21 protein-coding genes are annotated in these 26,371 nt (G+C 68.0%); 7 read left to right on the top strand and 14 right to left on the bottom strand.

Annotated elements, in window-relative coordinates:
* Positions 1-55 precede the first annotated feature (55 nt).
* Positions 56-487: an Lrp/AsnC family transcriptional regulator gene (locus ACYX7E_RS06045; protein ID WP_462079673.1), complete on the bottom strand. Its 432-nt coding sequence runs from the start codon at positions 485-487 to the stop codon at positions 56-58.
* Positions 488-854: 367 nt separating this feature from the next.
* Here ACYX7E_RS06045 and ACYX7E_RS06050 point away from each other — a divergent pair, with 367 nt between their 5' ends.
* Entirely contained in the window at positions 855-2,354 is a 1,500-nt protein-coding gene (locus ACYX7E_RS06050) for an aminotransferase class III-fold pyridoxal phosphate-dependent enzyme (RefSeq protein ID WP_462079674.1), read from the top strand.
* A gap of 208 nt (positions 2,355-2,562) precedes the next feature.
* Here ACYX7E_RS06050 and ACYX7E_RS06055 read toward each other — a convergent pair whose 3' ends face one another.
* The 4 genes from ACYX7E_RS06055 to ACYX7E_RS06070 form a co-directional block, all read right to left on the bottom strand.
* On the bottom strand, positions 2,563-3,177 hold the full coding sequence (locus tag ACYX7E_RS06055; protein ID WP_462079866.1) for an inorganic diphosphatase: 615 nt from the start codon (positions 3,175-3,177) through the stop codon (positions 2,563-2,565).
* 71 nt (positions 3,178-3,248) lie between these two features.
* Positions 3,249-4,631 carry a purple acid phosphatase family protein gene (locus ACYX7E_RS06060; RefSeq protein WP_462079867.1) on the bottom strand — a complete coding sequence of 461 codons (1,383 nt, stop codon included), beginning with the start codon at positions 4,629-4,631 and terminating at the stop codon, positions 3,249-3,251.
* Positions 4,632-4,711: 80 nt separating this feature from the next.
* Positions 4,712-5,866: an NHL repeat-containing protein gene (locus ACYX7E_RS06065; RefSeq protein ID WP_462079868.1), complete on the bottom strand. Its 1,155-nt coding sequence runs from the start codon at positions 5,864-5,866 to the stop codon at positions 4,712-4,714.
* Positions 5,867-6,013: 147 nt separating this feature from the next.
* Positions 6,014-8,581 carry a TonB-dependent receptor gene (locus ACYX7E_RS06070; protein WP_462079675.1) on the bottom strand — a complete coding sequence of 856 codons (2,568 nt, stop codon included), beginning with the start codon at positions 8,579-8,581 and terminating at the stop codon, positions 6,014-6,016.
* A gap of 161 nt (positions 8,582-8,742) precedes the next feature.
* Between ACYX7E_RS06070 and upp the strand changes: the two genes are divergently transcribed.
* Positions 8,743-9,375, top strand: coding sequence for a uracil phosphoribosyltransferase (gene upp / locus ACYX7E_RS06075; RefSeq protein WP_462079676.1), 633 nt, complete (start codon positions 8,743-8,745; stop codon positions 9,373-9,375).
* Between the two features lie 173 nt (positions 9,376-9,548).
* On the opposite strand, the gene ACYX7E_RS06080 is transcribed toward upp, so the two are convergent.
* The 6 genes from ACYX7E_RS06080 to rsmD all read right to left on the bottom strand — a co-directional run bounded on the left by ACYX7E_RS06080 (position 9,549) and on the right by rsmD (position 14,066).
* Positions 9,549-9,953: an MAPEG family protein gene (locus ACYX7E_RS06080; RefSeq protein WP_462079677.1), complete on the bottom strand. Its 405-nt coding sequence runs from the start codon at positions 9,951-9,953 to the stop codon at positions 9,549-9,551.
* A gap of 95 nt (positions 9,954-10,048) precedes the next feature.
* Positions 10,049-11,914, bottom strand: coding sequence for a gamma-glutamyltransferase (ggt, locus tag ACYX7E_RS06085; protein WP_462079678.1), 1,866 nt, complete (start codon positions 11,912-11,914; stop codon positions 10,049-10,051).
* Positions 11,911-12,165, bottom strand: coding sequence for a YfhL family 4Fe-4S dicluster ferredoxin (locus ACYX7E_RS06090; RefSeq protein WP_462079679.1), 255 nt, complete (start codon positions 12,163-12,165; stop codon positions 11,911-11,913). Before ACYX7E_RS06090 ends, ggt begins: the two co-directional genes overlap by 4 nt.
* A 197-nt stretch (positions 12,166-12,362) precedes the next feature.
* A complete protein-coding gene (locus ACYX7E_RS06095) occupies positions 12,363-12,854 on the bottom strand; it encodes a hypothetical protein (RefSeq protein ID WP_462079680.1) in 492 nt (163 codons plus the stop codon).
* Positions 12,855-12,914: 60 nt separating this feature from the next.
* Positions 12,915-13,418 (bottom strand): pantetheine-phosphate adenylyltransferase, encoded by a 504-nt coding sequence (gene coaD / locus ACYX7E_RS06100; protein WP_462079681.1) that lies wholly within the window; start codon positions 13,416-13,418, stop codon positions 12,915-12,917.
* Positions 13,419-13,499: 81 nt separating this feature from the next.
* Positions 13,500-14,066 carry a 16S rRNA (guanine(966)-N(2))-methyltransferase RsmD gene (gene rsmD, locus ACYX7E_RS06105; RefSeq protein ID WP_462079682.1) on the bottom strand — a complete coding sequence of 189 codons (567 nt, stop codon included), beginning with the start codon at positions 14,064-14,066 and terminating at the stop codon, positions 13,500-13,502.
* A 232-nt stretch (positions 14,067-14,298) separates the two neighbouring features.
* Between rsmD and htpG the strand changes: the two genes are divergently transcribed.
* Positions 14,299-16,206, top strand: coding sequence for a molecular chaperone HtpG (htpG, locus tag ACYX7E_RS06110; RefSeq protein ID WP_462079683.1), 1,908 nt, complete (start codon positions 14,299-14,301; stop codon positions 16,204-16,206).
* Positions 16,207-16,336: 130 nt separating this feature from the next.
* Here the strand turns inward: htpG and ACYX7E_RS06115 are convergent, their stop codons facing one another.
* Positions 16,337-18,148: a DUF885 domain-containing protein gene (locus tag ACYX7E_RS06115; RefSeq protein WP_462079684.1), complete on the bottom strand. Its 1,812-nt coding sequence runs from the start codon at positions 18,146-18,148 to the stop codon at positions 16,337-16,339.
* 208 nt (positions 18,149-18,356) lie between these two features.
* Between ACYX7E_RS06115 and ftsY the strand changes: the two genes are divergently transcribed.
* Genes ftsY through ACYX7E_RS06135 form a run of 4 tightly spaced genes read left to right on the top strand, consistent with a single transcriptional unit; the run spans position 18,357 to position 22,574 of the window.
* On the top strand, positions 18,357-19,811 hold the full coding sequence (ftsY, locus tag ACYX7E_RS06120; RefSeq protein WP_462079685.1) for a signal recognition particle-docking protein FtsY: 1,455 nt from the start codon (positions 18,357-18,359) through the stop codon (positions 19,809-19,811).
* The gene (locus ACYX7E_RS06125) at positions 19,808-21,229 is read left to right on the top strand and encodes an AsmA family protein (RefSeq protein WP_462079686.1); all 1,422 of its coding nucleotides are present in this window, start codon (positions 19,808-19,810) and stop codon (positions 21,227-21,229) included. Before ftsY ends, ACYX7E_RS06125 begins: the two co-directional genes overlap by 4 nt.
* Positions 21,226-22,308 carry an A/G-specific adenine glycosylase gene (gene mutY / locus ACYX7E_RS06130; RefSeq protein ID WP_462079687.1) on the top strand — a complete coding sequence of 361 codons (1,083 nt, stop codon included), beginning with the start codon at positions 21,226-21,228 and terminating at the stop codon, positions 22,306-22,308. Before ACYX7E_RS06125 ends, mutY begins: the two co-directional genes overlap by 4 nt.
* Positions 22,305-22,574 carry an oxidative damage protection protein gene (locus ACYX7E_RS06135; RefSeq protein ID WP_462079688.1) on the top strand — a complete coding sequence of 90 codons (270 nt, stop codon included), beginning with the start codon at positions 22,305-22,307 and terminating at the stop codon, positions 22,572-22,574. The genes mutY and ACYX7E_RS06135 overlap by 4 nt, the downstream gene beginning before the upstream one ends.
* Positions 22,575-22,654: 80 nt before the next feature.
* On the opposite strand, the gene ACYX7E_RS06140 is transcribed toward ACYX7E_RS06135, so the two are convergent.
* Both ACYX7E_RS06140 and ACYX7E_RS06145 read right to left on the bottom strand, forming a co-directional pair.
* Complete coding sequence (locus tag ACYX7E_RS06140; RefSeq protein WP_462079689.1) at positions 22,655-23,137, bottom strand: DUF6491 family protein; 483 nt, start codon at positions 23,135-23,137, stop codon at positions 22,655-22,657.
* Between the two features lie 343 nt (positions 23,138-23,480).
* Complete coding sequence (locus tag ACYX7E_RS06145; RefSeq protein ID WP_462079690.1) at positions 23,481-26,333, bottom strand: M14 family metallopeptidase; 2,853 nt, start codon at positions 26,331-26,333, stop codon at positions 23,481-23,483.
* Between the last annotated feature and the right edge of the window lie 38 nt (positions 26,334-26,371).

Below are 26,371 nucleotides of genomic sequence, written 5' to 3' on the forward strand. Positions count from 1 at the left end.
CGGGATGGCGGGGAGAAGGCGCCGGCTCGAGACCCGGCCCGCGAACCCGCCTCGCTCAGCGTTCGAACTTGGTCGACAGGATGATCGACGAGGTGGTGCGCTCGACACCGTCGATGGCACCGATGCGGTCGGTCAGCACGTCCATGCGGTTGACGTCCGGCACCAGGCCGAGCGCGATCAGGTCGTAGGAGCCGCTGACCGACTGCAGCGTGCGCACCTCGCTCATCGCCCGCAGCGCGGTGATGACCGGGGTCATCTGCTTGGGCTGCACGGTGATCATGATGTGGGCACGGATGTGGCCGCGCTCGTAATCGTCGTGGACGCGGACGGTATAGCCGCGGATGATCCCGGCCCGCTCCAGGCGCTCGATCCGCGCCTGCACGGTGGTTCGCGACAGCCGCAGCCGGCGTGCGATCTCGGCCGTCGACAGGCGCGCGTTCTCGCGCAGCAGGGACAGCAACAGTTGATCCGGGGCGTCTGCGTTCATTTCGACCAGATATTTCGGCGATCTGCCGAGATTACTCCGATTAGTGCGCAGTTCACACCTTCCAATCGGCAAGTCGATCCCGATAATAGACGTGTCGTCGGGCCATTCTCCGTCGCCCGCTGTCCCGGCAGCCGGGAAACGCAGACCGCCGGTGCCACCGCCGACATCCATGCCCCGCAAGGGCCTGGGCTGCATGGAGCGCAGCGGTGGGGAGCGGTACGCGTCTGCTGGCCCGGGCTCGATGCCCTCGGATCGTGTTCCGGCGCAAGCCGGGCTGCCGCCAGCCCCGTGGTCCGACCTATGGCCGCCATCCCGTGTCGCCCCTTCTTCCGCCACCTTCCTTTTTGTCCGTTGTATGGAGAACACCATGTCCGTGATCCACACCCTTGCCCCGCTGCGCGCCCATGCCGGCGAGCGCCGCACCGTCGGCCTGGATGACGCCACCGTCGAGCGCTTCGCCGCCTCGCATCCGGAGCTTGCCGAGGCCATCGAAGCCGCTGCCGTCGAATACGCCGCCATCCGGGCCGATTTCGCCGACCTGCTCGACCTCGACGAGTCCGCGCAGATCGAGGCCGTGCAGCACGGCTTCGTCAATTTCTATTCCACCGACGCGGTCAACCCATACGTCGCGCTGACCGCCCGCGGCCCCTGGGTCGTCACGCTGAAGGGCGCGGTGCTGCACGACTCCGGCGGCTACGGCATGCTCGGCTTCGGCCACACGCCCAAGCGCGTCATCGAGGCGATGGCCAAGCCCGCGCCGATGGCCAACATCATGACCCCCACGCTGTCGCAGCTGCGCCTGGAGCGCGCGTTGAAGCGCGAGATCGGGCACACCCGCGGCGGTTCGCCATTCAGCCATTTCCTGTGCCTGAACTCGGGCTCCGAGGCGGTCGGCCTGGCCGCGCGCATCGCCGACATCAACACCCGCGTTCAGACCGATCCGGGCGCGCGCCATGCCGGCAAGACGATCAAGCGCGTTGTCGTCAAGGGCAGCTTCCACGGCCGCACCGAGCGTCCGGCGCTGTACTCCGACTCCAGCCGCGGCCCCTACCTGAAGTACCTGGCCAGCTTCCGCGGCGAGGACTCGCTGATCACCGTGCCGCCGTACGAGGTCGACGCCCTGCGCAAGGTCTTCGCCGATGCCGACGCCAACGGCTGGTTCATCGAGGCGGTGTTCCTGGAACCGGTGATGGGCGAAGGCGATCCCGGCCGCGCCCTGCCGGCGGACTTCTACGCCGCCGCGCGTGAGTTGACCCGCGCCCACGGCACCCTGCTGCTGGTCGATTCGATCCAGGCCGGCCTGCGTGCGCATGGCGTGCTGTCGATCGTCGACTATCCCGGCTACGAAGGCGTCGACGCACCGGACATGGAGACCTACTCCAAGGCGCTCAACGCCGGCCAGTACCCGCTGTCGGTGCTGGCGGTCAGCGAAAGCACCGCCAAGCTCTACCGCAGCGGCATCTACGGCAACACCATGACCACCAACCCGCGCGCACTCGATGTCGCCTGCGTGGTGCTGGACCAGCTAACTCCGGAACTGCGCGACAACATCCGCATCCGTGGCGAGCAGGCCATCGCCAAGCTCGAGCAGCTCAAGTCCGAGCTCGGCAACGGCCTGATCACCCGCGTGCAGGGCACCGGCCTGCTGTTCTCGTGCGAACTTGCCCCGCAGTTCAAGTGCTACGGCGCCGGCTCGACCGAGGAATGGCTGCGCGAGCGCGGCATCGGCGTGATCCACGGCGGCGCGAACTCGCTGCGCTTCACGCCGCATTTCGCCACCGACGCCGACGAGCTCGAGCTGCTGGTGTCGATGGTCGGCAAGGCGCTGCTGGAAGGCCCACGCCAGAGCGAGGCCGCTGCGGCCTGATTCCGCACGCCGGCAACGCGCCGGTCGTGAGGATCCCCGCATGTGAGACGTCAACGCCGCCGGTTGCAGCTGCAGCCGGCGGCGCTTTTTTTGTCGCGTTCTTTTATCGCGTTCTTTTGTCGCGCGTTTTTCCCTGCGCGTTCTGTTGCCGCACATGCTTTGCGTGCCTGCGAGCGCCTGATGGCGACGCCGGCACCATGCGGCGCGGTCAGTCCTTGAACGCCGCCATCGCTTCCCTGATCATCGCGCGGGCTTCGGCAGCATCGCCGTAACCGCTGAGCTCGACGCGCTTGCTGCCGGCCGGCAGGTCCTTGTAGACGCGGAAGAACGCTTCGATGCGATCGCGCTCGATGTGCGGCAGGTCGGTGATGTCGCGGATGCCGATATAGGTCGGATCGATGTCGTCGGCAGGCACGGCGATGATCTTCTCGTCGCGCTCGCCGGCATCGACCATGCGCAGCACGCCGATCGGACGGAAGCGGATCAGCACGCCCGGATGCAACGGCGCCCGCGTCAGCACCAGCGCGTCCAGCGGATCGCCATCCCCGGCCAGCGTCCGCGGCATCGAACCATAGTTCGCCGGATAGGCCATCGGCATCGACAGGAAACGGTCGACATGGATCAGTCCGCTGTCGTCGGTCTCGTACTTGGTGAAACTGGCCGCCGGAATCTCGACCAGCAACAGCGCTTCCTCCGGCGCTTTGCTAGCCTGGGGCACGTGCAGCGGATGCACGCCCTGCGCCATCGCGCCCACCGGCACCAGCAGCGCGCCGACCAGCAGGCTCAAACAGATGCGTCGCGCCTGCTGCCGTGCACGCCGCATGCCGACGCCTGCCCTGCCCGGGTTCTTCATTCCGTGACGCGCCACCGTGTCACGCTCCATCGTGTCGTTCGTCATTCCCAACATCGGTCCGCCCTTCCTTTCAAGGTTTCGCCGCGCGTGCAATCGCGGGGCGCGATACGGCCATCGGTGATCTCGACCAGCGAACGCGCACCGTCAGCGCCGGTCCGCAGTTCGAAGGCATCGTACAGCCGGCCGGTGGCGGTCCGCGACTCGTAGCGCAGCACGCCGTCGGCGATGCGCAGGACCTGGAACAGCTGGGTATCCTCGGCGACCGGACGCATGTCGCGGCGGGCGGTGTCGGAGAGCCTGTACTGTTTGGCGCCGACCACGGACACGACATACTGCGGCGTCGCATGCGCGGGATCGAGGGCGCCACGACGCGCATAGACGTGGTCGTGTCCCTGCAGCGCGAGGTCGACGCGATGCCGCTCCAGCACCGGTTGCACATGCTCTCTGAGCAACGCGCTGTCGCGGTCCCCGCGAGGGGATTGGAATGGCTGGTGGATCAGCACGATCGACCAGCCGGGACGGGGCTTGGCTTCCAGCACACCCTCCAGCCACGCCGCCTGCGCCTTCGCGGTCCCGAGGTCGAGCGCGGACGTGCCATCGAGCACCGCGACGCGCAGGTCCTGGTAATCGAACCAGTAGCTTGTGCCCTCGACGCCCTTCGCACCGTTTCCGGGCAACGCGAACGTCAGCGGCCAGTGCGCACCGAGCACGCGGCGCTCCTGCGGCGTGTCCTCGAACTCTTCGAAGTACTCGTGGTTGCCCGGCGCCGGCGCGATCGCCAGCGTGCCCAGCGCGGCATCGTTGGCGTCGAACCACTCGCCCCATTCGTTGTCGTCCTCGCCGTCGCCGCCGCTGACCAGATCGCCGGCATACAGCGCCAGGCGCGCATCGGAAACGCTGCGCGCGGCCTCGCGGATGACCCGCGTGGTCAGGCTGGCGTTCTTGTTCTGGGTGTCGCCAAAGTACAGCAGCGTCAGTGGCGTGCCGGCAGTGGCGGCAGTGCGCAGGTGCCGCCAGGGGCTCCAGGTGCGGTCCCCCTGCACGCGGTAGGCATACAGCGTATCGGGCTCGAGTCCACCGACGTCGGCACGATGCTGGTAGGCGACGCCGTTCTCGGTGGTCTGCGCGCGGCTGCTGGACATGACCTGGCGTGCGATCCCCTGATCCGGCGAATCCGAGGCGACGGCGATCTCCAGCACCGGCGAGCGGATCGCGGCATTGGTGCGCCAGGCGACCGCGAAGCCGCGCGCAGCATCCTGCGCCGGGCTGGCGACGATGCGATCGGGAAAGCCGCTGGGCGCGTAACGCATCACGCCGGCAGACACCAGGGTATTGGGCTCGGGCGGGCGCGCGTCCTGCGCCTGCAACTGGCCGGTCCACAGTTGGCCGGTCGATGCCAGCACGACGGCGAGACCCACGACCACGTGCAGGCGACGGGTGAACCTGGTGCTGCGGTAATGACGGTCATGGCGGTGGGGGCGGCCATGGCCGCGTCGGATCGCGCTCATCGCTGCGCCTCCGTCGCCGGACAGGCGGGCAGCTTCAGTGCCGTCACGATGTCCTTCCAGTCGAACGCGACCACGCCCTGGTCGTCATGCACCGCATACAGCACGCCATCGGGGAACCGCGGCGATGCCAGCTGATCGAGCCAGATACCATCGGTATTGGCCACGCTCGCACCGGTCACCGCGCCGGTATGCGCCAGCGTACGGCGATCGAACAGGTGGAAGACCGTGCGACCCTTGCCCTGCTCGGTCGTGATCCACCAGCCGCCACCGTCCGCGCAGGTCCTCAGCATGATGCCTTCGGACTGCGCCTTGAAGACGTCGGCGCCCAGCGTGCGTCCCGCGAATCGTCCGGCAAGGTCATAGACCTTGAGTTCGTTGGCGTAGGTCTCGTCCTCTTCGGCGATCAACAGGCGATCGTTGCCGGGGTCGCCCCAGATCGACTCGACCACGCGCAATGCGCCCTGCTCGCTGGTGTCGCCGAAGCTTCCGCTCAACGTCGCCTGCCAGCCGTCGCCGGCAGGCGCCAGCGCGTACTGCCTGACGCGGCGATCCAGCTCGTCAAGCGGCGGCAGGATGTCGTTGCCCTCGGCATCCTCGCCGGCCATGTAGGCATCGGTGACATACAGCCTGTAGCCGTTGCCTGTGCGATCGACCCAGAGGCCGTAGGGCTTGACCAGGTCGGCCTCGGCAAACACCAGCACGGGCTCGAACCCGGGCAGCCGCAGGACCTGGACGCGATGGTTGTCACGCTCGACGACGAACAGCAGGTCGTCGATGACGGCAATGCCATTGGGGCGCAGGAATTCCCCTGGCCCCTTGCCCGGCTTGCCGACCGTACGCAGGGTCTGCCCGGTCTGGCCGTCGTAGACCACGAGGCGGTCGGTGGCCTTGGCGGTGGCGATCAGCCAGCGCGTGCCATCCGCCGCCGTCCACGATGCCGGCGAATCGATGTTGTCTTCAGGTGTCATGACCGTCAGGAAGGCTTCGGTCAGCACCGGGATGTCGCGGGTCGCGGCATCGGCGAGCGGCGCCTGCACGGCGTTGCCGGAAGCAGGCCCCGGCGTCGCCGGCGCGGCAGGGGTCTGGCTGCCGCCACAGGCGACCAGCGCCAGCAGCAGCGGAACGACAGTCAGCACGCGCGATGTCGGCATCATGGGCATGGAGGGGTCTCCGTTGCATGGCGTGCGCCGGGATCGCGCACGCGCGCCATCCCGGGGATGGCGGTGGGCCCTGCGTCGACGGGTCGCGTCGACGCAGGGCGGGCTCGGTGGATCTACGATGGCAGTGCGGGTCCGGACTCAGAACCGCAGCTTGACGCCCATCGTGTAGGTGCGTCCGTACAGCTCGTTCTGCAGCGTATTGGCCGGCGATCCCTGGTACAGCTCCAGCGGCTCGTCGAGCAGGTTCGACGCTTCGAGGTAGAAGCCCCAGCTGTTGCTGACCTTGTAGTCCAGCGTGAAGTCGAGCTGGGTATTGGCGGCGACCCAGATGTCCAGGTCCTTGCTGTCGCCGATCTCATCGAGGTACTCGCTGCGGTAGACCGCTGCCAGGCGCGCGCTCAGGCCGCCGCGTTCGTAACCGACATGCACGCTGTACAGGTTCTCCGACGACAGCGGCAGCGTGAACGCCTCGCCGCTACGGTCCTCGACCGTGCTGCCTGCCGGCAGCGTGAACTCGGTATCCAGCCAGGTCGCGCTGGCGCCCAGCAGAAGGCCGTTGCTGAAATGCTGCTGCCAGTTCAACTCGACGCCGAGCACGCTGGCATCGTCGCCGTTGACCGGCATTCTGACCTCGGCGCCCGGGTAGGCTGCGTTGTTGACGCTCAGGGTTTCGGCGATGTAACCCTCGATGTCCTTGTGGAACACGCCGACCGAGAAGATGCCGGCATCGCCAAGATAGCGCTCGAACGACAGGTCGAGGTTGCGCGACTTGTAGGGATCGAGCTGCGGGTTGCCCAGTTCGACTTCATCGTCTTCACGATTGATCCTGGCGCGCGGCGAAATGTCGCCGAACGACGGCCGGCCGATGGTCTGCGTATACGCGCCGCGCAGCACCCAATCGTTCTGGGTGTCGTAACGCAGGTGCAGGCCCGGCAGCACGTTGGTGTAGCGGCTCGAGGCCTGGCGCGTGACAAAAGTAGTCACGCCATCCTCGTCGGTCTCCATGCCGTTGCCGGTCGCCTCGAACTCGGTGCGCTCGACACGCGCACCCGCGATGACCCGCAGGTTGCCGATGTCGGCCGTCGCCATCAGGTAGCCGGACAGGACGTCCTCGCTGGCGACGTAGTCCTCCAGCAACGAGACTTCCTGGTTGCCGAGCACGTCCTGCGGACGCGCGGTGTAGTCGCCCTGCCGCGCCGCGAGCCAGGCTCGCATGTCGGCCGAGCTGATGCCATCACCCATGTTGCCGTGGGTGTAGTCCGGCGAATTGCGGCTCCAGTTGCCCAGGCCAGGATCCGGGCCGCGGCGCAGCTCGAGTTCGTCGACATTGACGTTGCGATCGCGCCAGCGACCGAGCAGACCGGTCTTCCAGGTCACGCTATCGCCCTGGAACGCGTAGTTCAGCGCGGCGCTGTACTCCTTGTCGTCGACCCACTTCGGCGCGACCACGAGGCGGTTGAACGCGTAGTTGTCATTGTCCAGCCAGCCACCGGCCGGACTGTCGCTGATCGTGTAGCGCGGGATCGCACCACGCTGGTCGAGGATCAGCGAGACATCGTCATCGCCGGCATATTCGAAGCGCATCTCGACCTCGTCGGCGACCTTCTCCTTGGTCTTTGTGTAACCCAGACGGTAGTCGATGGTCGAACGGCCGAAACGGTTCTCGCCGCCGACGCTGGTCGTGAACGTATTCTCTTCCTTGGTGCGGTAGCGCACGCGGCGACTGAAGTCGCCCGGATCGATCCCAGTCACGGTGTAAGTGCCATCGGCGTTCTGGGCGACGTCGCCCTCGCCCACCGGGATGATGCTGTTCTGGCGGGTCTCGGCATCGGTGAAGTCGGTATACAGCGTGCGCAGGAAGTAGCTGCTGCTGTCGTCGGGACGCCAGTCGAGGTTGAGGTTCAGGCCGGTGCGTTCTCGGTTGACGTAGTACTTGCGCTGCTGGACCTCGATGGCTTGCAGGCGGCCATCATTGACCTCTTCATCGATATCGGCGTACTCCGCCTCGATGTTGTCGGACTCGTAGTCGCGATCCTGGTAACTCAGGCCGAACGCGACCGCGAAAGTGTCGTTGAAGCGGTCGCTGTAGTTGAACGAGGCCTTCGGGCTGGTCTTGCCGCTGAGGCTCTGGTAACCCATCTCCGCCTTCGCGCGCAGGTCGCGGCCATCGCGGTCGAAGCCCGAGGCCGACTCGACCTGGATGCTGCCGCCGATCGAGTCGCCCGGCAGGTCCGGGGTCGGCGCCTTGATGACGGTCAGGCGCTCGGTGGAATCGGAAGGAATCACGTCCAGCGGCGCGGCGCGGCTGGAATCTTCCGGCGTACCGATCGCGACGCCGTCGACGGTGACGCTGTTGAGCGCCGCGTCGAGTCCGCGCACGACCACGTAACGGCCTTCGCCCTGATCGCGGGTCACGCTGATGCCGGGCAGGCGCTGCAGCGATTCGCCGACGTTCTTGTCCGGGTACTGGCCCATCGAGTCGGAGGACACCGTGTCCTGGATCGTGTTGGAGCCGCGCTTGAAGTCGATCGCGCGCAGCTGCGATTCGTACTGGGCGCGGACGACCATCTCGTCGAGGTTGACGATGTCGCTGCCATCGGGCGCGACCTGCGACGTGGCTGCATCCTGCGCCGTGGCGGCGAAGGAAAGACTGGCGGACGCCAACGCGAAGGCGATGGCGGCGTGAAGCGGGTGCGGAGCGGGCATGGGGGGTCCGGAGCTGTGAGTACCGGGTGCACACGGTATGTCGGTCCGGTTTCAGCACCATGACAGCGCGCGCCCGCTGCAGGCCGCGACGACTGCTGTCATGCTATCGACATCTCCCGTCAGCGACGGCCACGCGCCGCACAGCCGCGATGAAAGCGCCCATGAAGATCATCGAAGTCTCCCATCCCCTGGTGCAGCACAAGCTCGGGCTGATGCGTCGCGCCGACAACAGCACCAAGGTGTTCCGCGAACTGGCCGCCGAAGTCGCGACGCTGCTGACCTACGAAGCCACCGCCGACCTGGAGACCGAGGACACCGTCGTCGAAGGCTGGGCCGGCCCGGTGCACGTGCGCCGCATCAAGGGACGCAAGATCACGCTGGTGCCGATCCTGCGCGCGGGACTGGGCATGCTGACCGGCGTGCTCGAACTGATCCCGGCCGCCAAGGTCAGCGTGGTCGGCATCAAGCGCGACGAGGATTCGCTGCAGGCGGTGCCGTACTACGAGAACCTGGTCGGCGAGATGTCCGACCGCACGGCGCTGATCCTCGACCCGATGCTGGCCACCGGCGGCACGCTGATCGCGACCGTCGACATGCTCAAGGCCGCCGGCGCGGCGCGCATCAAGGGTCTGTTCCTGGTCGCCGCGCCCGAAGGCCTGCAGGCGCTGGAGGCCGTGCACCCGGATGTCGAGGTCTATACCGCGTCGATCGACGAACGACTCAACGAGAAGGGGTACATCCTGCCCGGCCTCGGCGATGCTGGCGACAAGATCTTCGGCACGCGGGTCGAATAAGTCCGGAGGCCGGAGGGACGCCCGGGCGACCCGGCCCCGGGCTGTCGCAGCTGCCGGTGGCCGCCAAGGCCCACCCTCACCGCGAGGCGGGCATCGGCCCCGACGTCAGGAGGGCCGCCACCGCCAGGCCCGCAGCAGCGCTCAAGCCGGCAGTGGCCGTCACACAGTGGCGATCACGCCAGGAGCGTTGGCAGCACGGCGCGATAGATGCCGAGCGCGGCCATCAGCAACAGGCTGATCAGGGTCAGCAACATACCGACCAGTCGTCCCGGCGAGACCCCGATGCTGCCGCCCAGCCCCACCGCATGCAGGATGCGTCCCAGCAGCAGCATCGCGCCCAGCACCCACAGCCATGCGGCGGGCACTCCGCTGAGCTCCAGCAGGGCCATCAGGATCAGCGCCAGCGGCACGTACTCGGAGAAGTTGCCGTGCACGCGGACACTGCGTGCCAGCGTGGAATGACCACCATCGCCGATGCCGATCCGGTTGGACCTGCGCTGCATGACCACGCGCATCGTCAACACCACGAACATCAGCGCATGCAGCGAAGTGAACAACAGGGTAATGCGTGGCGTCATGGCGATGCTTCCGGCGTGCAGGACTCTTGTAGGAGTGGCGATGGGCGCAATGGGCGTGTCTCAAACCCGGCGCCCGACGATCGGACACGGACGCCTCAGTTGGCCTTGCCGACCGTGTCGACGCGTCCCTTGCCGACCGGATTGCGCGGATCGCTGCCGGCACTGAGCGCGTTCCCGCGCCGGTCCCAGCCAACCGCCTGGAAGTTGCCCCAGACGTGACTGGACCCGCGTCCGCCTTCGGCGGTCTCGCCCGGCAGGTTGACGGTATGGCCCAGCGCGCGCAGCCCCTGGGCGGTCTCGGCCGTGAAGGCATCGGATTCGGCCGAGATCACGTCCGGCATCCACTGGTGGTGGTAACGCGGCAGCGCGGTCACCGCCTGCATGTCCAGCCCGGCGTCGACGCCGAGCGCGCCCAGCAGCACCATCGTGATGATGCGGCTGCCACCGGGGGTCCCGAGCACCGCGACGCGATCGTCGGAAACCATGAAGGTGGGCGTCATCGAACTCAGCGGGCGCTTGCCCGGCTTCGGGGCGTTGGCGTCGTAGCCCATCACGCCGAACGCGTTGGGCGTGCCCGGCTTCAGCGCGAAGTCGTCCATCTCGTTGTTGAGCAGTACGCCGGTTCCCGGCGGCACCAGTCCGGAACCGAACAGCAGGTTCACCGTCTGGGTCACCGCAGCGCGGTTGCCGTCGCTGTCGATGATCGAGAAATGCGTGGTTTCCTCGTCTTCCAGCGGCGTCGGATTGCCCGACAGCAGGTCGCTGGGCGTCGCCCTGGCCGGGTTGATCGTCGCGCGCAGGCCGGCGGCATAGTCGCGGCTGGTCAGCAGGCGTTGTGGCACGTCGACGAAATCGGGATCGCCCAGGTAGAACGTGCGGTCGCGGAACGCGCGCCGCATCGACTCGACGACCAGGTGCGTGCGCTGCACCGGATCGAGCTCGGGCAGCTTCCACGGTTCCAGGATCTGCAGCATCTGCGCCATCGCGATGCCGCCCGACGACGGTGGCGGCGCGGTGACGATGTCCCAGCCGTGATAACGCAGGCGGATCGGTTCGCGCTCCTTGACCTGGTAACCGGCGAGCTCCTCGGCGGTCCAGCGTCCGCCTTCGGCGCGAACGCCGGCGATCAGCTTGCGCGCGATCTCGCCCTTGTAGAAGCCGTCGAAGCCCTTGTCGGCCAGCACGCCGAGCGTGCGTGCCAGGTCGGGCTGGCGGAACAGGTCGCCTTCCTTCAGTGCCGCGCCACCGGCCAGGTAGACCGCACGCGTCCCGGGGTAGCGCTCCATGACCTCGCGGCGTGCCTGGTAACCGCGCGCCAGCCGGGCATAGACCGGGAAACCCTCGCGGGCGATCCGGATCGCCGGGGCCAGCGACTGCTTCAGCGGCAACTTGCCGTACTTGCCGGCCACATGCACGAATGCCGCGGGCAGCCCGGGGATGCCGGCGGCCCAGGGACCGTTCTCGGCGCGATCGCGATCGAACTCGCCATCGGCTTTCAGATAGCGGTCCGGCGTCGCTGCCGCAGGCGCGGCCTCGCGCGCATCGATGAAAACGTCCTTGCCGGTGGCGGCATCATGCAGCAGGAAGAAGCCGCCGCCACCAATGCCCGACGAGATCGGCTCGACCACCGACAGCACCGCCGACACCGCAACGGCCGCGTCGAAAGCATTGCCGCCGGCATTGAGCACTTCGAACCCGGCATCGGTCGCCAGCACATGCGCCGACGCGATCGCCGCGGCCTGCGGCGTGCCCGCATGCGCCGTGGTGGTCGACGGCGTTGCCTGCACGTCCTGCCCGCCCGCCAGCGCGGTGGCCGCGAACGGCAGCAGCGCTGCGATCAGGACCAGCGAGACCGCGTGTCGCGAGGCAAGCCGGCGCGCGGCGGCCTGCAGCGAGGCAAGCGTGTGCGAAGCAGGGTTGCGCGAGGCGGCGCCGAACGCCGTGGTGACAGGCAGGGTCATGTGAGCTCCAGTTGCAGCCGGCCCAGCTTTGCCAGCAGTTCTTCTTCGGATTCGGGGAATTCGGGATCGGGGTCGATGCACTCGACCGGGCAGACGACCACGCACTGGGGTTCGTCATGGTGGCCCACGCATTCCGTGCAGCGCGCGGGATCGATCACGTAGATGTCTTCGCCCTGCGAGATCGCCTGGTTGGGACAGGCCGGCTCGCATACGTCGCAATTGACGCACAGCGCATTGATCTTCAGTGACATGGCGCCATTGTAAGCGCTGGCTGCGGTCGCAGCGTGCCATCGGCAGGATGCTGCGCCCGGCGGATGGATGTCCAACACCCCGGACAGGCCACGGGGAGGGACCGCCTCCCGGGAGCGGCCTGCGGCCGTCCCGGGAGTCTTGCTGCGACGGGTCTTGCTCAGGCCAGCCCTGTCTCAGGCAGCCTTGCTGGAGCGGCTTACTTGGCGGTGTCGACGAACACGTACTCGACGCCGGCCGGGGCCACGGCGGTCTTGACGCGCTCGCCGTCCTCGGCCTTGCCGATGAACAGCACGCGCACGCCCTTCATGGTGTTGGCTTCAACGCCCTTGAACGCCTCGACGACGGTGTCGGCCATCTTCGCCGATGCCGGCGACGCATAGGCCAGCAGGTTGCCCTTGACGATGCCGCGCGACACGTCGGCGGTGATCTTCTCAGCCAGGCGGTCGTACTGGTCCTGGAAGTCCGGGGTGCTTTCGCCCGGCAGCAGGTACACGAACGGCTGGTTGCTGATGCCTTCCATGTTGCGGTTGACCACGTCGGAGATGTAGGCGACCCACGCGCCACGGTCTTCGCTGGTCGGGGCCGACACCGGCGCCTGCTCGACCTGTTGCGTGGATTCTTCCTTCTTGCAGGCGGCGAACGTCAGCACAAGGCTTGCGATCAGCATCAGGCGGGTCATGGTGTTCATCGTGTTACCTCTGTGTTGTCCGGTGAATGTTGGATGATGGTGTGGGGCTATTGAATCAGATCAGGGATGCGTGCGCTTCCACTCGGCCTGCAGCGCTTCGGCCACGGCCGCGGGCACGAAGCCGGATACGTCGCCGCCCAGGCGCGAAATCTCGCGCACCAGCGACGAGGAAATGAAGCCGTACTGCTCGGCCGGCGTCAGGAACAGCGTCTCGACCTCGGGAATCAGGTGGCGATTCATGCTGGCCATCTGGAACTCGTACTCGAAGTCCGAGACCGCGCGCAGTCCACGCAGCAGCACACCGCCGACGACCTCGCGGACGAAATGCGCCAGCAGTCCATCGAAGCCGACGACCTCGACGTTGCGATGCCGCGACAAGGCCTGCCGCGCCAGCCCGACCCGCAGATCGAGCGTCAGTGCCGGGCGCTTGGACGGGCTTTCGGCAACGCCGACGACCAGCCGCTCGAACAACGGCGCGGCCCGGTTCACCAGGTCGATATGACCATTGGTGATCGGGTCGAAAGTGCCTGGGTAGACCGCGATGCGGTTGCGTTCCGCGCTCATGCCTGTCCGCCGTACGTCCATCGTGATGACGGCGGCAAGTGTACCAGCGCAGTCAAGCTGCATTCATCCTGCAACGCAGGCTCATTCCGGCGGCTGCCATCGGTACAGACCATATCGGGTATCGCGGGTGCTGCCCGTTCGATGCCCGGCCCATGGTGGGTCCAGCGCGATGCTGCAATGCAGCGGCGTCTCCAGGTAGAGCCAGGCCCCCGGCGCCAGCCATGCCGGTAATGCCTGCAGCACCGACTGCCAGAGGTTGGCGGCGAACGGCGGATCGACGAAGACCACGTCGAAGCGCCCTTGCAGCGGTGCCCGCAGGAAGGCCACGGTATCGGCGCGCACGATATGCGCGGCATCGCCGCCCTCCAGGCGCCCCACCGTCTGTTGCAGGCTGGTCACCAGGGCCGGCTCGCGTTCGACCAGCAGCGCTTCGCGCGCTCCGCGCGACAGCGCCTCCAGGCCGAGTGCACCGCTGCCCGCGAACAGGTCGAGCACCCGCGCGCCGGGCAGCGCCGGCTGCAACCAGTTGAACAGCGTCTCCCGGGTCCGGTCCGAGGTCGGGCGCAGCCCGTCGCGCTCGACCACCGGCAAGCGGGTATTGCGCCAGCGGCCGCCGATGATGCGGACCTGTCCTGTGTTTGGCTTCATACCGCTATTGTGCCGCGCCGCACCTGGCCTGCGACATCGGCGATGCGCCTGCAACACGACGGCGGGTGCGCCCCAGGGGAGCGTCATCGGGCAGCCGTGGTCGCGCCCCCACCCTGCCCTGACGACCGCCCGCGCTTGAATCCCCAGGCAATGCCCCTATCTGCAAGGACATTGGCCGCGATCGCGGCCGCCGCCTTTCAAGCCCTCTTCTCCACCGGATCGAGCCACGCCCATGACCACCGAGACCGACAAGCAGACCCTTGGATTCCAGACGGAAGTCAAGCAACTGCTGCAGTTGATGATCCATTCGCTGTATTCCAACAAGGAGATCTTCCTGCGCGAGCTGGTCTCCAACGCCTCCGATGCCGCCGACAAGCTGCGCTTCGAGGCACTGACCGACGGCAGCCTGCTCGAAGGCGACGGCGACCTGCGCATCCGCATCTCCAGCGACCCGAAGGCGCGCACGCTGACCATCGACGACAACGGCATCGGCATGACCCGCGACGATGCGATCGCCCACCTCGGCACGATCGCGCGCTCGGGCACCGCCGACTTCCTGAAGCAGCTCAGCGGCGACCAGAAGAAGGACGCCCACCTGATCGGCCAGTTCGGCGTCGGCTTCTACAGCGCCTTCATCGTCGCCGACCAGGTCGATGTCTACTCGCGTCGCGCCGGCACACCCGCCAGCGAAGGCGTGCACTGGTCGTCGCGCGGCGAAGGTGATTTCGAGGTCGCCAGCATTGACAAGCCCGAGCGCGGCACCCGCATCGTGCTGCACCTGAAGGAAGGCGAGGACGCCTACGCCGACGACTGGCGCCTGCGCGGCATCATCAAGAAGTACTCCGACCACATCGCGCTGCCGATCGAGCTGGTCAAGCCGTTCCACGGCGAGGACAGCGAGAAGCCGGCCGAACCGGAATGGGAAGTTGTCAACCGCGCCAGCGCGCTGTGGACGCGTCCCAAGGGCGAGATCAAGGACGAGGAATACCAGGCGTTCTACAAGCACATCTCGCATGCGTTCGACGACGCGCTGGCCTGGAGCCACAACAAGGTCGAAGGCAAACTCGACTACACCTCGCTGCTGTACCTGCCCGGCAAGGCGCCGCACGACCTCTACCACCGCGATGCCGCCAAGGGCCTGAAACTCTACGTGCAACGCGTCTACATCATGGACCAGGCCGACCAGTTCCTGCCGATGTACCTGCGCTTCATCAAGGGCGTCGTCGATTCCGCCGACCTGCCGTTGAACGTTTCGCGCGAGATCCTGCAGGCCGGCCCGGTCATCGACTCGATGAAGGCTGCGCTGAGCAAGCGTGCGCTGGACATGCTCGAGAAACTGGCCAAGGACAAGCCCGAGGACTACAAGGCGTTCTGGACGCAGTTCGGCCAGGTACTGAAGGAAGGCCCAACCGAAGACTTCGCCAATCGCGACAAGATCGCCGCGTTGCTGCGCTTCGCTTCGACCGCCGACACCAGCGGCGAGCAGAGCGTGTCGCTGGCAGACTACATCGGCCGCATGAAGGAAGGCCAGGACACGCTGTATTACCTGACCGGCGAGACCCATGCGCAGATCAAGGACAGCCCGCATCTCGAGGTGTTCCGCAAGAAGGGCGTCGAAGTGTTGCTGCTCAGCGACCGCATCGACGAATGGTTGATGGGCTACCTGACCGAGTTCGACGGCAAGCGCTTCGTCGACGTCGCTCGTGGCGATCTGGATCTGGGCGCGCTCGACAGCGAGGCCGACAAGAGCGCGCAGGAAGTCGTCGCCAAGACCCGCGAACAGCTGGCCGTGCGCCTGAAGGACGTGCTGGGCGACGACGTCTCGGACGTGCGCGTCTCGCATCGCCTGACCGAATCGCCGGCGATCCTCGCGATCGGCCAGAACGACATCGGCCTGCAGATGCGCCAGATCCTCGAAGCCAGCGGCCAGCAGGTGCCTGACACCAAGCCGGTGTTCGAATTCAATCCGGAACATCCGCTGATCGAGAAGCTCGATGCCGAGACCGACCAGAGCCGCTTCGCCGATCTCGGACGCGTGCTGTTCGACCAGGCCGCGCTGGCCTCGGGCGAAGGACTGAAGGATCCGGCCGGCTACGTGCGCCGGCTCAACAAGCTGCTGCTGGAACTGTCGGCAACCTGAGACAGGCGGCGCGTGGACGCGGACCGGCCGGCAATCCCAGCCCGGTCCGCCCCCGCGCCCACGCGTGGCGAGGCGTCAGCCCCCGTCGCCGGCACCACACCGCTGGCGCCATGCGCGGCCATGGCCGCGACTAGGAAGCCTTGTTCTTCTGTTCGGCAATGAAGCGGCGCATCTGTTCTTCCAGCGTCGTCAGCGGCACGCCCCCCAGGTCCAGGATCGCGTCGTGGAACGGGCGCTGGTCGAACGCCGGACCGAGTTCGGCCTCGGCTTCCGCACGCAGCTTGCGGATCGACAGCAGGCCCAGGTGATAGGCCAGCGCCTGCCCCGGCCATGAGATGTAGCGGTCGATCTCGGTCTCGATGTCGTGGTGCGCCAGCGCGGTGTGACTGGCCAGGTAGTCGATCGCCTGCTGCCGGGTCCAGCCGTATTCGTGCAGCCCGGTATCGATGACCAGGCGCGCAGCGCGCCACATCTCGAACGTCAGCCGGCCGAAGTCCTCGTAGGGCGTCTCGTAGATGCCCATCACCGTGCCCAGCCATTCGCTGTAAAGGCCCCAGCCTTCGCCGTAACCGCTGAAGTAGGTCTCGCGGCGGAAGTCCGGGCGATCGGGCGCTTCCAGCGCGACCGCCGCCTGGTGGCTGTGCCCCGGCGCGCACTCGTGCAGCGTCAGCGCCGGCAGGTTGTACAGCGGCCGCGACGGCAGGTCGTAGGTGTTGAACAGGCAGGCCTCCAGACCACCGCGCCCGGAGGTGTAGATCGGGGCGATGTCATCGGGCACCGGGACGATCGTATAGCGATAGCGCGGCAGCACGTTGAAGATGTCCTTGAGCTTGCCGTCGACGCGCTTGGCGACATAGGTCGTGTACGACAGCAGCTCGCGCGGCGTCTTCGCATAGAACTGTGGATCGCTGCGCAGGAACGCCAGGAACGCCTCGAAGCTGCCCTCGAAGCCGGCGCGCAGCATCGTCTGGCGCATCTCCGCGGAAATCCTCGCAACCTCGTCGAGACCGATCCTGTGGATCTGCTCCGGCGTCAGTTCCAGCGTGGTGTATTCGCGGATCTGGCTGCGGTAGAACGCCGCGCCATCGGGCAGGTCGCGGGCACTGATGGTGGTCCGCGCGGCCGGCATGTAGTCCTCGCGCAGGAACGCCAGCAACCCGCGATACGCCGGCACGACCTGGCCACTCAGCAGCCGTGCCGACTCGGCCTGCAGCTCGTTGCGCACCGCCTCGGGGATGTTGGCCGGCATCGATGCGAACGCGACCGCGAACGGATTGCCGGGGCCGTCGACGGTGAACGCCTCCAGCGTCTTGTCGCGGCCCTGGATGGTCACGCGCGGCACCGAGTAGCCGCGCGCGAGGCCTGCGCGCATGTTGGCGATCTGCTGCTGGAAATGCTGCGGGATGTCCTGCATCCGCGCCAGCAGGCGCCGGTACTGCGCCTCGTTCTGTGGCGGTTGGCGCGGGCTCAGCCAGCTCCAGAAGAAAGTGTCGCTGTTGAACGGCGCCTCGAAGGTGCGATAGCGGATGTTGTTGACCTCGGCCTCGAGGGAGGCGCGGAACACCTGCGCATTGACCTGCTCCTCGCGCGGAAGCCCGGCCACCGGGATGCGGCCCAGTTGCGCCAGCACGTCCTCCCAGTAGGCCTGGCGACGGGCATAGACCTCCGGCGCGACGCTGCCGAGCCGGCCATCGGATACCCAGCGACCGTTCTCCAGCACATTGCCGTACTCGCGCTGGCGCCACGCCCACTCGGACTCGTACAGGGCCCGCAACCGCGCCTGCGCCGCAGCGCCAGCGGCCGCCTCCTGTCCTGCGCCTTCGGCTGGCGTGGCTTGCGCGGGCGTGGCTTGCACCGGCATCGCGTGCACAGGCGGCGTGACTGCGGCGGCCAGCGCCATCGACAACGGCAGGCCGGCGAACAAGCGGCGGATATCAGTCATGCGGTCACTCCAGGACGCAACGGTCGATCGGGAATCCAGCCCGGATTATCGCGACCACATCGCATCCGCGCGAGCCGGGCGGCCGCCGATGCCGCGACGCCTTGTCCATCCGCCCGGGGACGCGTGCAGGCCGGTCGCCGTCAAGCTGGCGGCCACGCCCGCAGTGCTAGCATTGTGGGTCCCCCGTCTGGCTGTGCCGCACGCCCCCATGATCCGACTGTTTGGCCGAAAACCCGCTTCCGACGCCGCACCGGACAAGGACGCAGGCGCCAATCCGCCCGCGCGCACCTCCAAGTACAGCCTCGACGACCTGGCGGCCGCCTTCCCGGGCGCGCAGCCGGCACCGGCACAGCCTGCGGACGAACCGGGACCGCCGCCCGGTCGGCAGGACCAGGCCGCACCGCGACCGTCCGAAGAGGTCGATGCCGCGACCGAACAGGCCATGGCGGCGGCAAACGCCATCGCCGCAGCCAGCGCACCCGCACTCGCGCAGCCCGCATCGACCACGGGCCTGGTGCCGCCTGCACCTGTCCATGTCCCGGCAGCGCCCACACCCGCCGCGCCCACCGCCGCTGTCCCCACGGTGGCGCCGCCTCCGCTCGCTGCCGTCACGCCACCGCCCGCGGTCGTGCCCGCGCCTGCACCGTTTGCTCCTGCACCGCCCGCGCCTGCGGCACCCACGCTCGCGGCCGCCGCGCCGGAACCCTTCGCCGCCGCGCCCGGCACGCCCGAACCGGCCGCAGCCGGCAAGCCCGGCTGGCGCGAACGCCTGCGTGGCAGCGTGTTCGCCCGTAGCCTCGGCGGCCTGTTCTCGCGCAACCCCAAGCTCGACGACGACCTGCTCGACGAGATCGAAACCGCGCTGCTGACGGCCGATGTCGGCATCGCCGCGACCACGCAGCTGATCGACAACCTGCGCAGGCGGATGAAATCGCGCGAGTTCGCCGATGCCAATGCGCTGCTGCGGGCATTGCGCGACGATCTGGTCGCGATGCTGCGACCGGTCGCGCAGCCGCTGGTCATTGCCGCCGACGCCCAGCCTTTCGTGATCCTGACGGTTGGCGTCAACGGCGTCGGCAAGACCACCACGATCGGCAAGCTGGCCAAGCGCTACAAGGACGAAGGCCATTCGCTGATGCTGGCCGCCGGCGACACCTTCCGCGCAGCCGCGGTCGCGCAGTTGCAGGCCTGGGGCGAACGCAACGGCGTGGCCGTGATCGCGCAGGGCCAGGATGCCGATGCCGCATCGGTTGCCTTCGATGCCTTGCAGGCCGCCAAGTCGCGCGGCACCCGCGTGCTGATCGCCGATACCGCCGGACGCCTGCATACGCAGACCGGGCTGATGAACGAGCTCGGCAAGATCCGTCGCGTGCTCGGCAAGCTCGATGCCAGCGCACCGCATGAAGTGCTGATGGTCATCGACGGCACCACCGGACAGAACGCGCTGTCGCAGCTGCGCCAGTTCCATGCCGCGGTCAATGTGACCGGCCTTGTCGTCACCAAGCTCGACGGCACCGCCAAGGGCGGCGTGGTGTTCGCGCTTGCGCGCGAGTTCGGCATTCCGATCCGCTACGCCGGCATCGGCGAGCGCCCGGAGGATCTTCGCCTGTTCGATCCCGAAGCCTTCGTCGATGCCCTGCTGCCGGAGACGCTGGGCGCGTGAGCGCCGACGCCCCTGCGGCGGCCGCTCCCCCTGCTCCGCGCGGCCGACGCTGGTGGCGCCGCGCGGGCATCCTCATCGTGCTGGTCGCGGTGGGCATCGTGCTGCTGCACTGGCTGCTGCCGCCGGCGCGCGTGGCCGACCTGGTGCTGGGACAGCTGGGCAGGACGCTGGCGCTCGACATCCGCCGCAGCGGCGACGCCGACTACCGCCTGCGCGGCGGCCCGATGCTGCTGGTCCACGACATCGTCGTGCGCGCACCCTCACCCGCTGGCGTGCCTTCCGCTGCCGAGCCTTCGCCTGGCGCGCCCTCATCGGGTACCAGCGCACTGCTGCGCGCCGACCGCGTCTATATCGCGCTGCCATGGCGCACGCTCCTGAGCCGCGGCAAGACGCTCGCGATCACCCGTATCGAACTCGACAGGCCGATCGTCGACCTGCCCGCCGTGCAGCAGTGGCTGGCGACGCGCCCGCCAGGCGACAGTCGCCTGCCGACGCTGGTCGATGGACTGCGCATCCGCGATGGCGTGCTGCACAACGGGCCGTGGCGCGTCGAGGGCATCGCCGTCGATCTTCCACGGTTGGCACCGGAGGCCGCTGACGCGCGCGATGCCCGCGTCGATGCCAGGGTCGATGCACGCCTGCGCGGCCGCTACGTCGATACCACGATGCGCATCCCGTTCGATGTCGCCATCGCGATGACCCGTCCCGGCAACGGTGCCGGCGCCGCCGTGGTCGGCAACATCAGTATCGAGCGCGACGACTGGCGCATGCCCGCCTGGGTGAGCCTGTCGGGACCGCTGTTGTTCGGCGATGGGAATATCCGTGTCCGCCCGGCACGACTGGGCCTGCACGCGAGCGTTGTGTCCGGCGACACCCGCATGCCGTTCGCGCTGGGCCTGCAGGGACCGCTGCGGTTCGATGGCACCACCTGGACGCTGGCGCCCCTCGGCATGGCGCTCCACGGCACGCAGATGCTGCCGAGCCTGGAATCGCATGGCGCGATCGCACTGGGTCGGCGACTGGTCGTGCGGCTCGACGGGCGCATGCAGGGCTGGCCGGACGCGTGGCCTGCGTTGCCGCCGCCGCTGTCGGCATCCGATGCACCGTTCGCCTTCGGCATGCGCTATGCCGATGCTGCGGATGTGTCTGGCCCGATCGGCTTGCAACTGCAGCGCGACGCCACCCGTTTCGATGGCCGCTTCCGCGTGGCCGACATCAGCGACTGGCTCGCGCAGCTCGAACGCGGCACGCCGCTGCCGCCGCTGCAGGGGCGCATCGAGACGCCCGGCATCGAGATCTCGGGTGCGCGGCTGGAAGGCGTGGTCGTCGAGTTCGAAGACGCCGGTCTCGACGACGGCAGCGACCCATCCCTCCCGGACAACTCGACCAACACCACGACCACGACCACGACGCCATGACGATTGCGAACGACGAGCATTTCGCCCAACGCCTGCTGGCCTGGTTCGATGTCTCCGGGCGCCATGACCTGCCATGGCAGCACCCGCGCTCGCCGTATCGGGTCTGGTTGTCGGAGATCATGCTGCAGCAGACCCAGGTGCGCGTGGTGATGCCTTACTTCGAGCGCTTGCTGGAAGCGTTGCCGAGCGTGCGCGCACTGGGAGAAGCGCCCTTGGACGATGTGCTCGCGCTGTGGTCGGGCCTGGGCTACTACGCCCGCGCACGCAACCTGCACAAGGCCGCGCAGCAATGCGTCGCACTGCACGATGGCGAGCTGCCGCGCGATTTCGATGCCCTGCTGGCCTTGCCCGGCATTGGCCGCAGCACCGCGGGCGCCATCCTGTCGCAGGCCTGGGGCGATCGCTATCCGATCCTGGACGGCAACGTGAAACGGGTGATGTGCCGCTACCACGGCATCGCCGGCTGGCCGGGCACGCCGAAGGTCGAGAAGCAGCTGTGGGAGATCGCACAGGCGCAATTGCCGCAACAGCGCATGGCCGATTACACCCAGGCACAGATGGATTTCGGCGCCACCCTCTGCACGCGGCACGACCCGGCCTGCGTGCTGTGCACGCTGCAATCGGACTGCAGCGCGTTGAAGCAGGGCCGCGTCGACGAACTGCCGACTCCCAAGCCCGGCAAGCCCCTGCCCGAGCGCGAGACCATCGCCCTGCTGCTGCAGGACGAGGACGGCCGCGTGCTGCTGCAGCGCCGCCCGCCCAGCGGCATCTGGGCCTCGCTGTGGTCGCTGCCGGAAGCCGTGGACGAGGCACAGGCGCAGCACTGGTTCGACGAACACATCGACGGACGCTTCGACGCACATGCGACGCTGGCGCCGGTCGCACATGCCTTCACCCACTACCGGCTGACGCTGCATCCGCGGCAATGGCCAGCGGTCGCGCTGCGCAGCCGCGTGGGCGACAATGAGGACCTGCGCTGGATCCATCGCAGCGACCTCGCGTCGGTCGGCATCCCGGCGCCGATCCGCACCCTGCTGATGGCACGCCTGCCCCACGAACCCCGGACACCGCCACGATGAGCCGCACCGTCTTCTGCCTCTACGAACAACGCGATGCCGAAGGGCTTCCTTTCGTGCCCTGGCCCGGCGAACTGGGCAAGCGCATCTTCGCCAACATCGGCAAACCCGCCTGGGCCACGTGGCTGGCGCACCAGACGATGCTGATCAACGAGAACCGGCTGTCGCCGCTGGACCCCAAGCACCGCGCGTTCCTGGAACTGGAGATGGAAAAATTCCTGTTCAGCGGCGGCGCCGACAAGCCCGCCGGCTACGTTCCCGAAGCCTGAAGCCGCGACACGGCTCCAGACCAAGCCCAGGCTGCATCGCCGACGAGCTGCCAGACCGCGCGCACCACCCCGACCTCACGCTATGCCGCAGGCGGGTTGCCGGTAGCAGGGCTGGTCGCGGGCGGCGTGGCCTCGGGTTGTTCGCGCGCCTGCTTCTCCGCCGCGCGGATCGCGTTGACGTCCAGTGGCCGGATCTCGCGGATGGTGCACGGCATGTCCATGCTGCTGCCGGTATCGCGCACCAGCACCTTGTCGAAACGGGCACTGACCCGGTTCATCGTATTGGTCAACGCGATCGCCGGCGTCGACTGCAGACCACTGCAGGGCCCATGCAGTTCCAGCAGCCAGGCCTCGCGCGGACGCGTCCAGACCGCGATCGCGGTATCGCCGAGCGGTGTCCAGCCGTTGATCGAACCGAAGTAGTTGAAGCTGGGGACCGGCTCACCGGCATGCTCGCGATAGAGCGCAAGCTGCTGCGCGTCGCTGAGGCCGCCACCGGTCGCGCATGCGCCCAGTGCGAGCGTGGTGGACAGCATCGCAGCCATCGCGGACAGGCGTTTCATGGTGGACTCCTTCGTCGCGGCGCGACGGCAATGGTCGGCTCGAACACGGGTGACCGCCCTGATCGAGCACTCCGATCGAGCGTTCTGATCGACTGGCACAACAATTATCCAGATCGAATGATGCGCCCCTGCGGCCAGGGTGCAAGCCATCGCCGCGCCATGGTTCAGCACAGGTTGGTCGCAGCCGCCGCCACGGGCCCGAGAACCTGTTCACGATCTGTCGCGAGCGCAGTCAGATGGCGCGTGGTGGAGCACAGGAAGCGCAGTGTACGTGTGGTACATGAGCATTCCGAGCACCGCACACGCGTCAGCTGGCAAGCGCAGCAAGATCATGAGCAGGTTCTTATTGTGCCGACGTGGTCGCCTGCAGCAGCCCATTGAACAGCAGCTTGAACGCGCCGTGACTTTGCGCGCGGAACGTCACGTCCGTGCCCAGCAGCAACAGCCGCCCTTCGCCGATGTCAGCCTGTGCCGCCAGCACGCCACCGTCGAGGTATTCCTGTCCCAGCGCCCAGCCGCTGCGCAGCGGCTGCGGCCCATCGAACCACAGGATCTGGCGGATGCCGGCGTGTCCGTCCGGCAGGTCGAACACCGGTGCGTTGTCCCAGCGGCCGTCCGAGAAATACAGGTCCAGCCGCTGCGGCAGCCCCATGGCCACCGGATGCGTCGTGTCGACCGCCACCGACAGCACGCTCCCCGGGATGTAGTACTCGCGCTGGCGCAGTGCACGGTCGCGGCCATCGTCGCCGACCTTGCGCAGGTGGCTGCGGATCGGCAGGCCCAGGCTCAGCGCAAGACCGGTGGACGATCCGGTGGCAATGATGTGGCCGCCCGCGTCCAGAAACGCGCGCAGTGCCGGCAGCGAGCTGTCGTCGAGCTCGCCGAGCATGTGCTGGAACGCCGCCGGCACCTTATCCTGGCCTTGCCGGCGCGGGGCGCGGGGTGCCTTGCCCTCGATCGCCAGCGCCTCGGCGGCCGGGAACGCGCCGCTGGGCAGGATCAGCACATCGAAGCGCTCGCGCAGCCCGCCGGCAGTGATCGCCTGCGGATAGACCACCTCATAGTCGAAGCCGAACGATTCCAGCACCAGCCGCGTCCAGCCCGACACCATCGAACCACCGTACTGGTCCCACAGCGCGATGCGTGGCGCATGGATCTCATGCAGCCCTTCGCCGATCCGTCGCGGCGACGCAGCGACCGCAACACCGGTCTCTGCGGCGGCCGGGCCCAGCACCGCCAGTGCGGCGGCGGTCGACGGGACGTGGAACATGCCCGCCTCGCCGTCCAGACGTTGCACCGGCACGCCCGCCTTGAGCACGCGATTGACGACGGTGAAGCTGTCGTTGGCGCGTGGATCGATCAGGTAACCACTGGACGCGCCGGCAACCGAGGCCGCTGGCGGCGACTGCAGCTCGCCGACAGGCACGGCGGCGAACGGACCATCGAAACCGTCGAGGATACGGTCGAAGGCGACCCCCATCTGCAGCGCCAGCGTCCAGCCGGCCGAATCGTAGGGCGCGACCGGCGGTCCGCCCGGATATTCGACATCGTGCGGATGGTCCTGCGGTTCGAACATGTCGAGCACGTGCGGGCGGAATGCCTGCGCCGTCCGGACGACATACGAGCCGGCCGGATAACCCTTGCCGGCGACCTCGAACGCGCGTTCCGCCCGCTCAACCTCGACGCCGGCCAGCAGCAGCGCGTTGACGAACTTCACCGCGGTCGGGAAATCGGCCTGGTCGGCTGGCAGGATGTAGCCGCGCGGATCGCGGCGGTCTGCGGCGTACAGGCGCTGGTACTGCACGGCCGTGAGTTCGTTGATCGCCGCCGCCGTCGCCGCGCCCTGCGCAGGCGCCGCAACCTGCCCAGCGGCGGCATCTGCGGCATCTGCGGCATCTGCGGCAGCACCCGCCGCCGCAGGCTTGCGCTCGGCCAGCGCCTGCGCGCGCGCCGCATCCAGCGCCGAGGGTCGCGCGGTCCAGTGGTCGCGGCTGCCGCGCTCGATCGAGTTGCGGCCCATGCGCCAGATGTTGAACAGCAACGGCTCGCGATGGCGCGACGCGTAATCCAGGATCGCCCAGTTCGCGGTCAGGCTGTAGTCGATCGACTGGCGGAAATGCCAGCGCTGCGCCGGCACCGGCAGCGGCAGGTTGCTGTCGGGCAACTGCCGGTCGAGCAGGAACGGCATCTGCATCGGCGTGGGGCTGCCGGTGATCTCGGTCAGCACGCCCAGCATGTTGTGGAAATACGGCGTCGTGCGCAGGCCGCCATTCCACCACGTCGAATAGACGCTGCCGCCCTTGGAGACTGCGCCGGGCTTGGCCTCCTGCAGGAAGCGCGTGTTCATCGCCGCGCCCAGCGCTTCCAGCCCGACCGGCACCATCGCGTCCATCGCATAGTTGAACGGGTCGCGATACGGCGGGATCACGATCACCGTACCGGTAGGCGACGACTGGTGGTGGTTGTAGAGGATCTGCGGGTACCACTGCGTATAGGCGACGCGGTTGAGGTTGCGCGTCTCCTGCAGCGCGGCCATGTAGAAGTCGCGATTATTGTCGTGCCCGGCGTACTTCTGGTACATCCGCGGCGCGGTGTCGGCCACGCGCTTGTTCGCGACCGGCTCGCGCATGTACCAGTCGGCGATCAGCTCCTGGCCGTCGGGATTGGCATGCACCAGCAGCACGATGGTGTCGTCGAGGATGCGCAGGGTCTCGGCATCGTCGCGCGAAGCCAGTTGCCACACCGTTTCGATCAGCTGGTGCGAGCCGACGGTCTCGGTCGCATGCAGTCCGCCATCGATCCAGACCACCGCCTTGCCGGCGGAGGCGAGCTGGCGCGCGACCGCCTCGTCGTCGCGCGCGCGGGCCAGCCGTGCGGAGATCCCGCGATACTCCTCCAGCCGCGCCAGGTTCGCGGGCGACGATGCGATCAGCATCAGGTGCGGACGGCCTTCCGACGTCCTGCCGATCTCGACCAGCCGGAAGCGGTCCGAACTCGCGGCGACCCTGCGGAAATAGGCCTCGGTCCGGCTGTAGTTCGCAAGCTGGTAGTCGTCGCCGATGGCGAAACCGAAATGTTCGCTCGGCGATGGCGGTCGCGCCTCGACCTGCGCCGTCGCCAGCACGAGCAACAGGAGCAACGACCACCACGCGGGATTGCGGGCTGCGGCAGGGTGGACGGCATGGAGGTTCGGCACCGCAGACTCCCGGATCGACGACAAGCGCGAAGCGGCCC

It is taken from the genome of Luteimonas sp. RIT-PG2_3 (genome assembly GCF_054902115.1).

What these genes read in the sequence shown, in the direction of transcription:
- ACYX7E_RS06095 (WP_462079680.1), bottom strand. Translation starts at nt 12,854, where the DNA reads ATGAACACCATGACCCGCCTGATGCTGATCGCAAGCCTTGTGCTGACG.
- ACYX7E_RS06140 (WP_462079689.1), bottom strand. Translation starts at nt 23,137, where the DNA reads ATGAAACGCCTGTCCGCGATGGCTGCGATGCTGTCCACCACGCTCGCA.
- ACYX7E_RS06065 (WP_462079868.1), bottom strand. Translation starts at nt 5,866, where the DNA reads ATGCCGACATCGCGCGTGCTGACTGTCGTTCCGCTGCTGCTGGCGCTG.
- ACYX7E_RS06055 (WP_462079866.1), bottom strand. Translation starts at nt 3,177, where the DNA reads ATGCGGCGTGCACGGCAGCAGGCGCGACGCATCTGTTTGAGCCTGCTG.
- upp (WP_462079676.1), top strand. Translation starts at nt 8,743, where the DNA reads ATGAAGATCATCGAAGTCTCCCATCCCCTGGTGCAGCACAAGCTCGGG.
- ACYX7E_RS06080 (WP_462079677.1), bottom strand. Translation starts at nt 9,953, where the DNA reads ATGACGCCACGCATTACCCTGTTGTTCACTTCGCTGCATGCGCTGATG.
- mutY (WP_462079687.1), top strand. Translation starts at nt 21,226, where the DNA reads ATGACGATTGCGAACGACGAGCATTTCGCCCAACGCCTGCTGGCCTGG.
- ACYX7E_RS06090 (WP_462079679.1), bottom strand. Translation starts at nt 12,165, where the DNA reads ATGTCACTGAAGATCAATGCGCTGTGCGTCAATTGCGACGTATGCGAG.
- ggt (WP_462079678.1), bottom strand. Translation starts at nt 11,914, where the DNA reads ATGACCCTGCCTGTCACCACGGCGTTCGGCGCCGCCTCGCGCAACCCT.
- ACYX7E_RS06070 (WP_462079675.1), bottom strand. Translation starts at nt 8,581, where the DNA reads ATGCCCGCTCCGCACCCGCTTCACGCCGCCATCGCCTTCGCGTTGGCG.
- coaD (WP_462079681.1), bottom strand. Translation starts at nt 13,418, where the DNA reads ATGAGCGCGGAACGCAACCGCATCGCGGTCTACCCAGGCACTTTCGAC.
- ACYX7E_RS06050 (WP_462079674.1), top strand. Translation starts at nt 855, where the DNA reads ATGTCCGTGATCCACACCCTTGCCCCGCTGCGCGCCCATGCCGGCGAG.
- ACYX7E_RS06115 (WP_462079684.1), bottom strand. Translation starts at nt 18,148, where the DNA reads ATGACTGATATCCGCCGCTTGTTCGCCGGCCTGCCGTTGTCGATGGCG.
- htpG (WP_462079683.1), top strand. Translation starts at nt 14,299, where the DNA reads ATGACCACCGAGACCGACAAGCAGACCCTTGGATTCCAGACGGAAGTC.
- ACYX7E_RS06135 (WP_462079688.1), top strand. Translation starts at nt 22,305, where the DNA reads ATGAGCCGCACCGTCTTCTGCCTCTACGAACAACGCGATGCCGAAGGG.
- ftsY (WP_462079685.1), top strand. Translation starts at nt 18,357, where the DNA reads ATGATCCGACTGTTTGGCCGAAAACCCGCTTCCGACGCCGCACCGGAC.
- ACYX7E_RS06045 (WP_462079673.1), bottom strand. Translation starts at nt 487, where the DNA reads ATGAACGCAGACGCCCCGGATCAACTGTTGCTGTCCCTGCTGCGCGAG.
- rsmD (WP_462079682.1), bottom strand. Translation starts at nt 14,066, where the DNA reads ATGAAGCCAAACACAGGACAGGTCCGCATCATCGGCGGCCGCTGGCGC.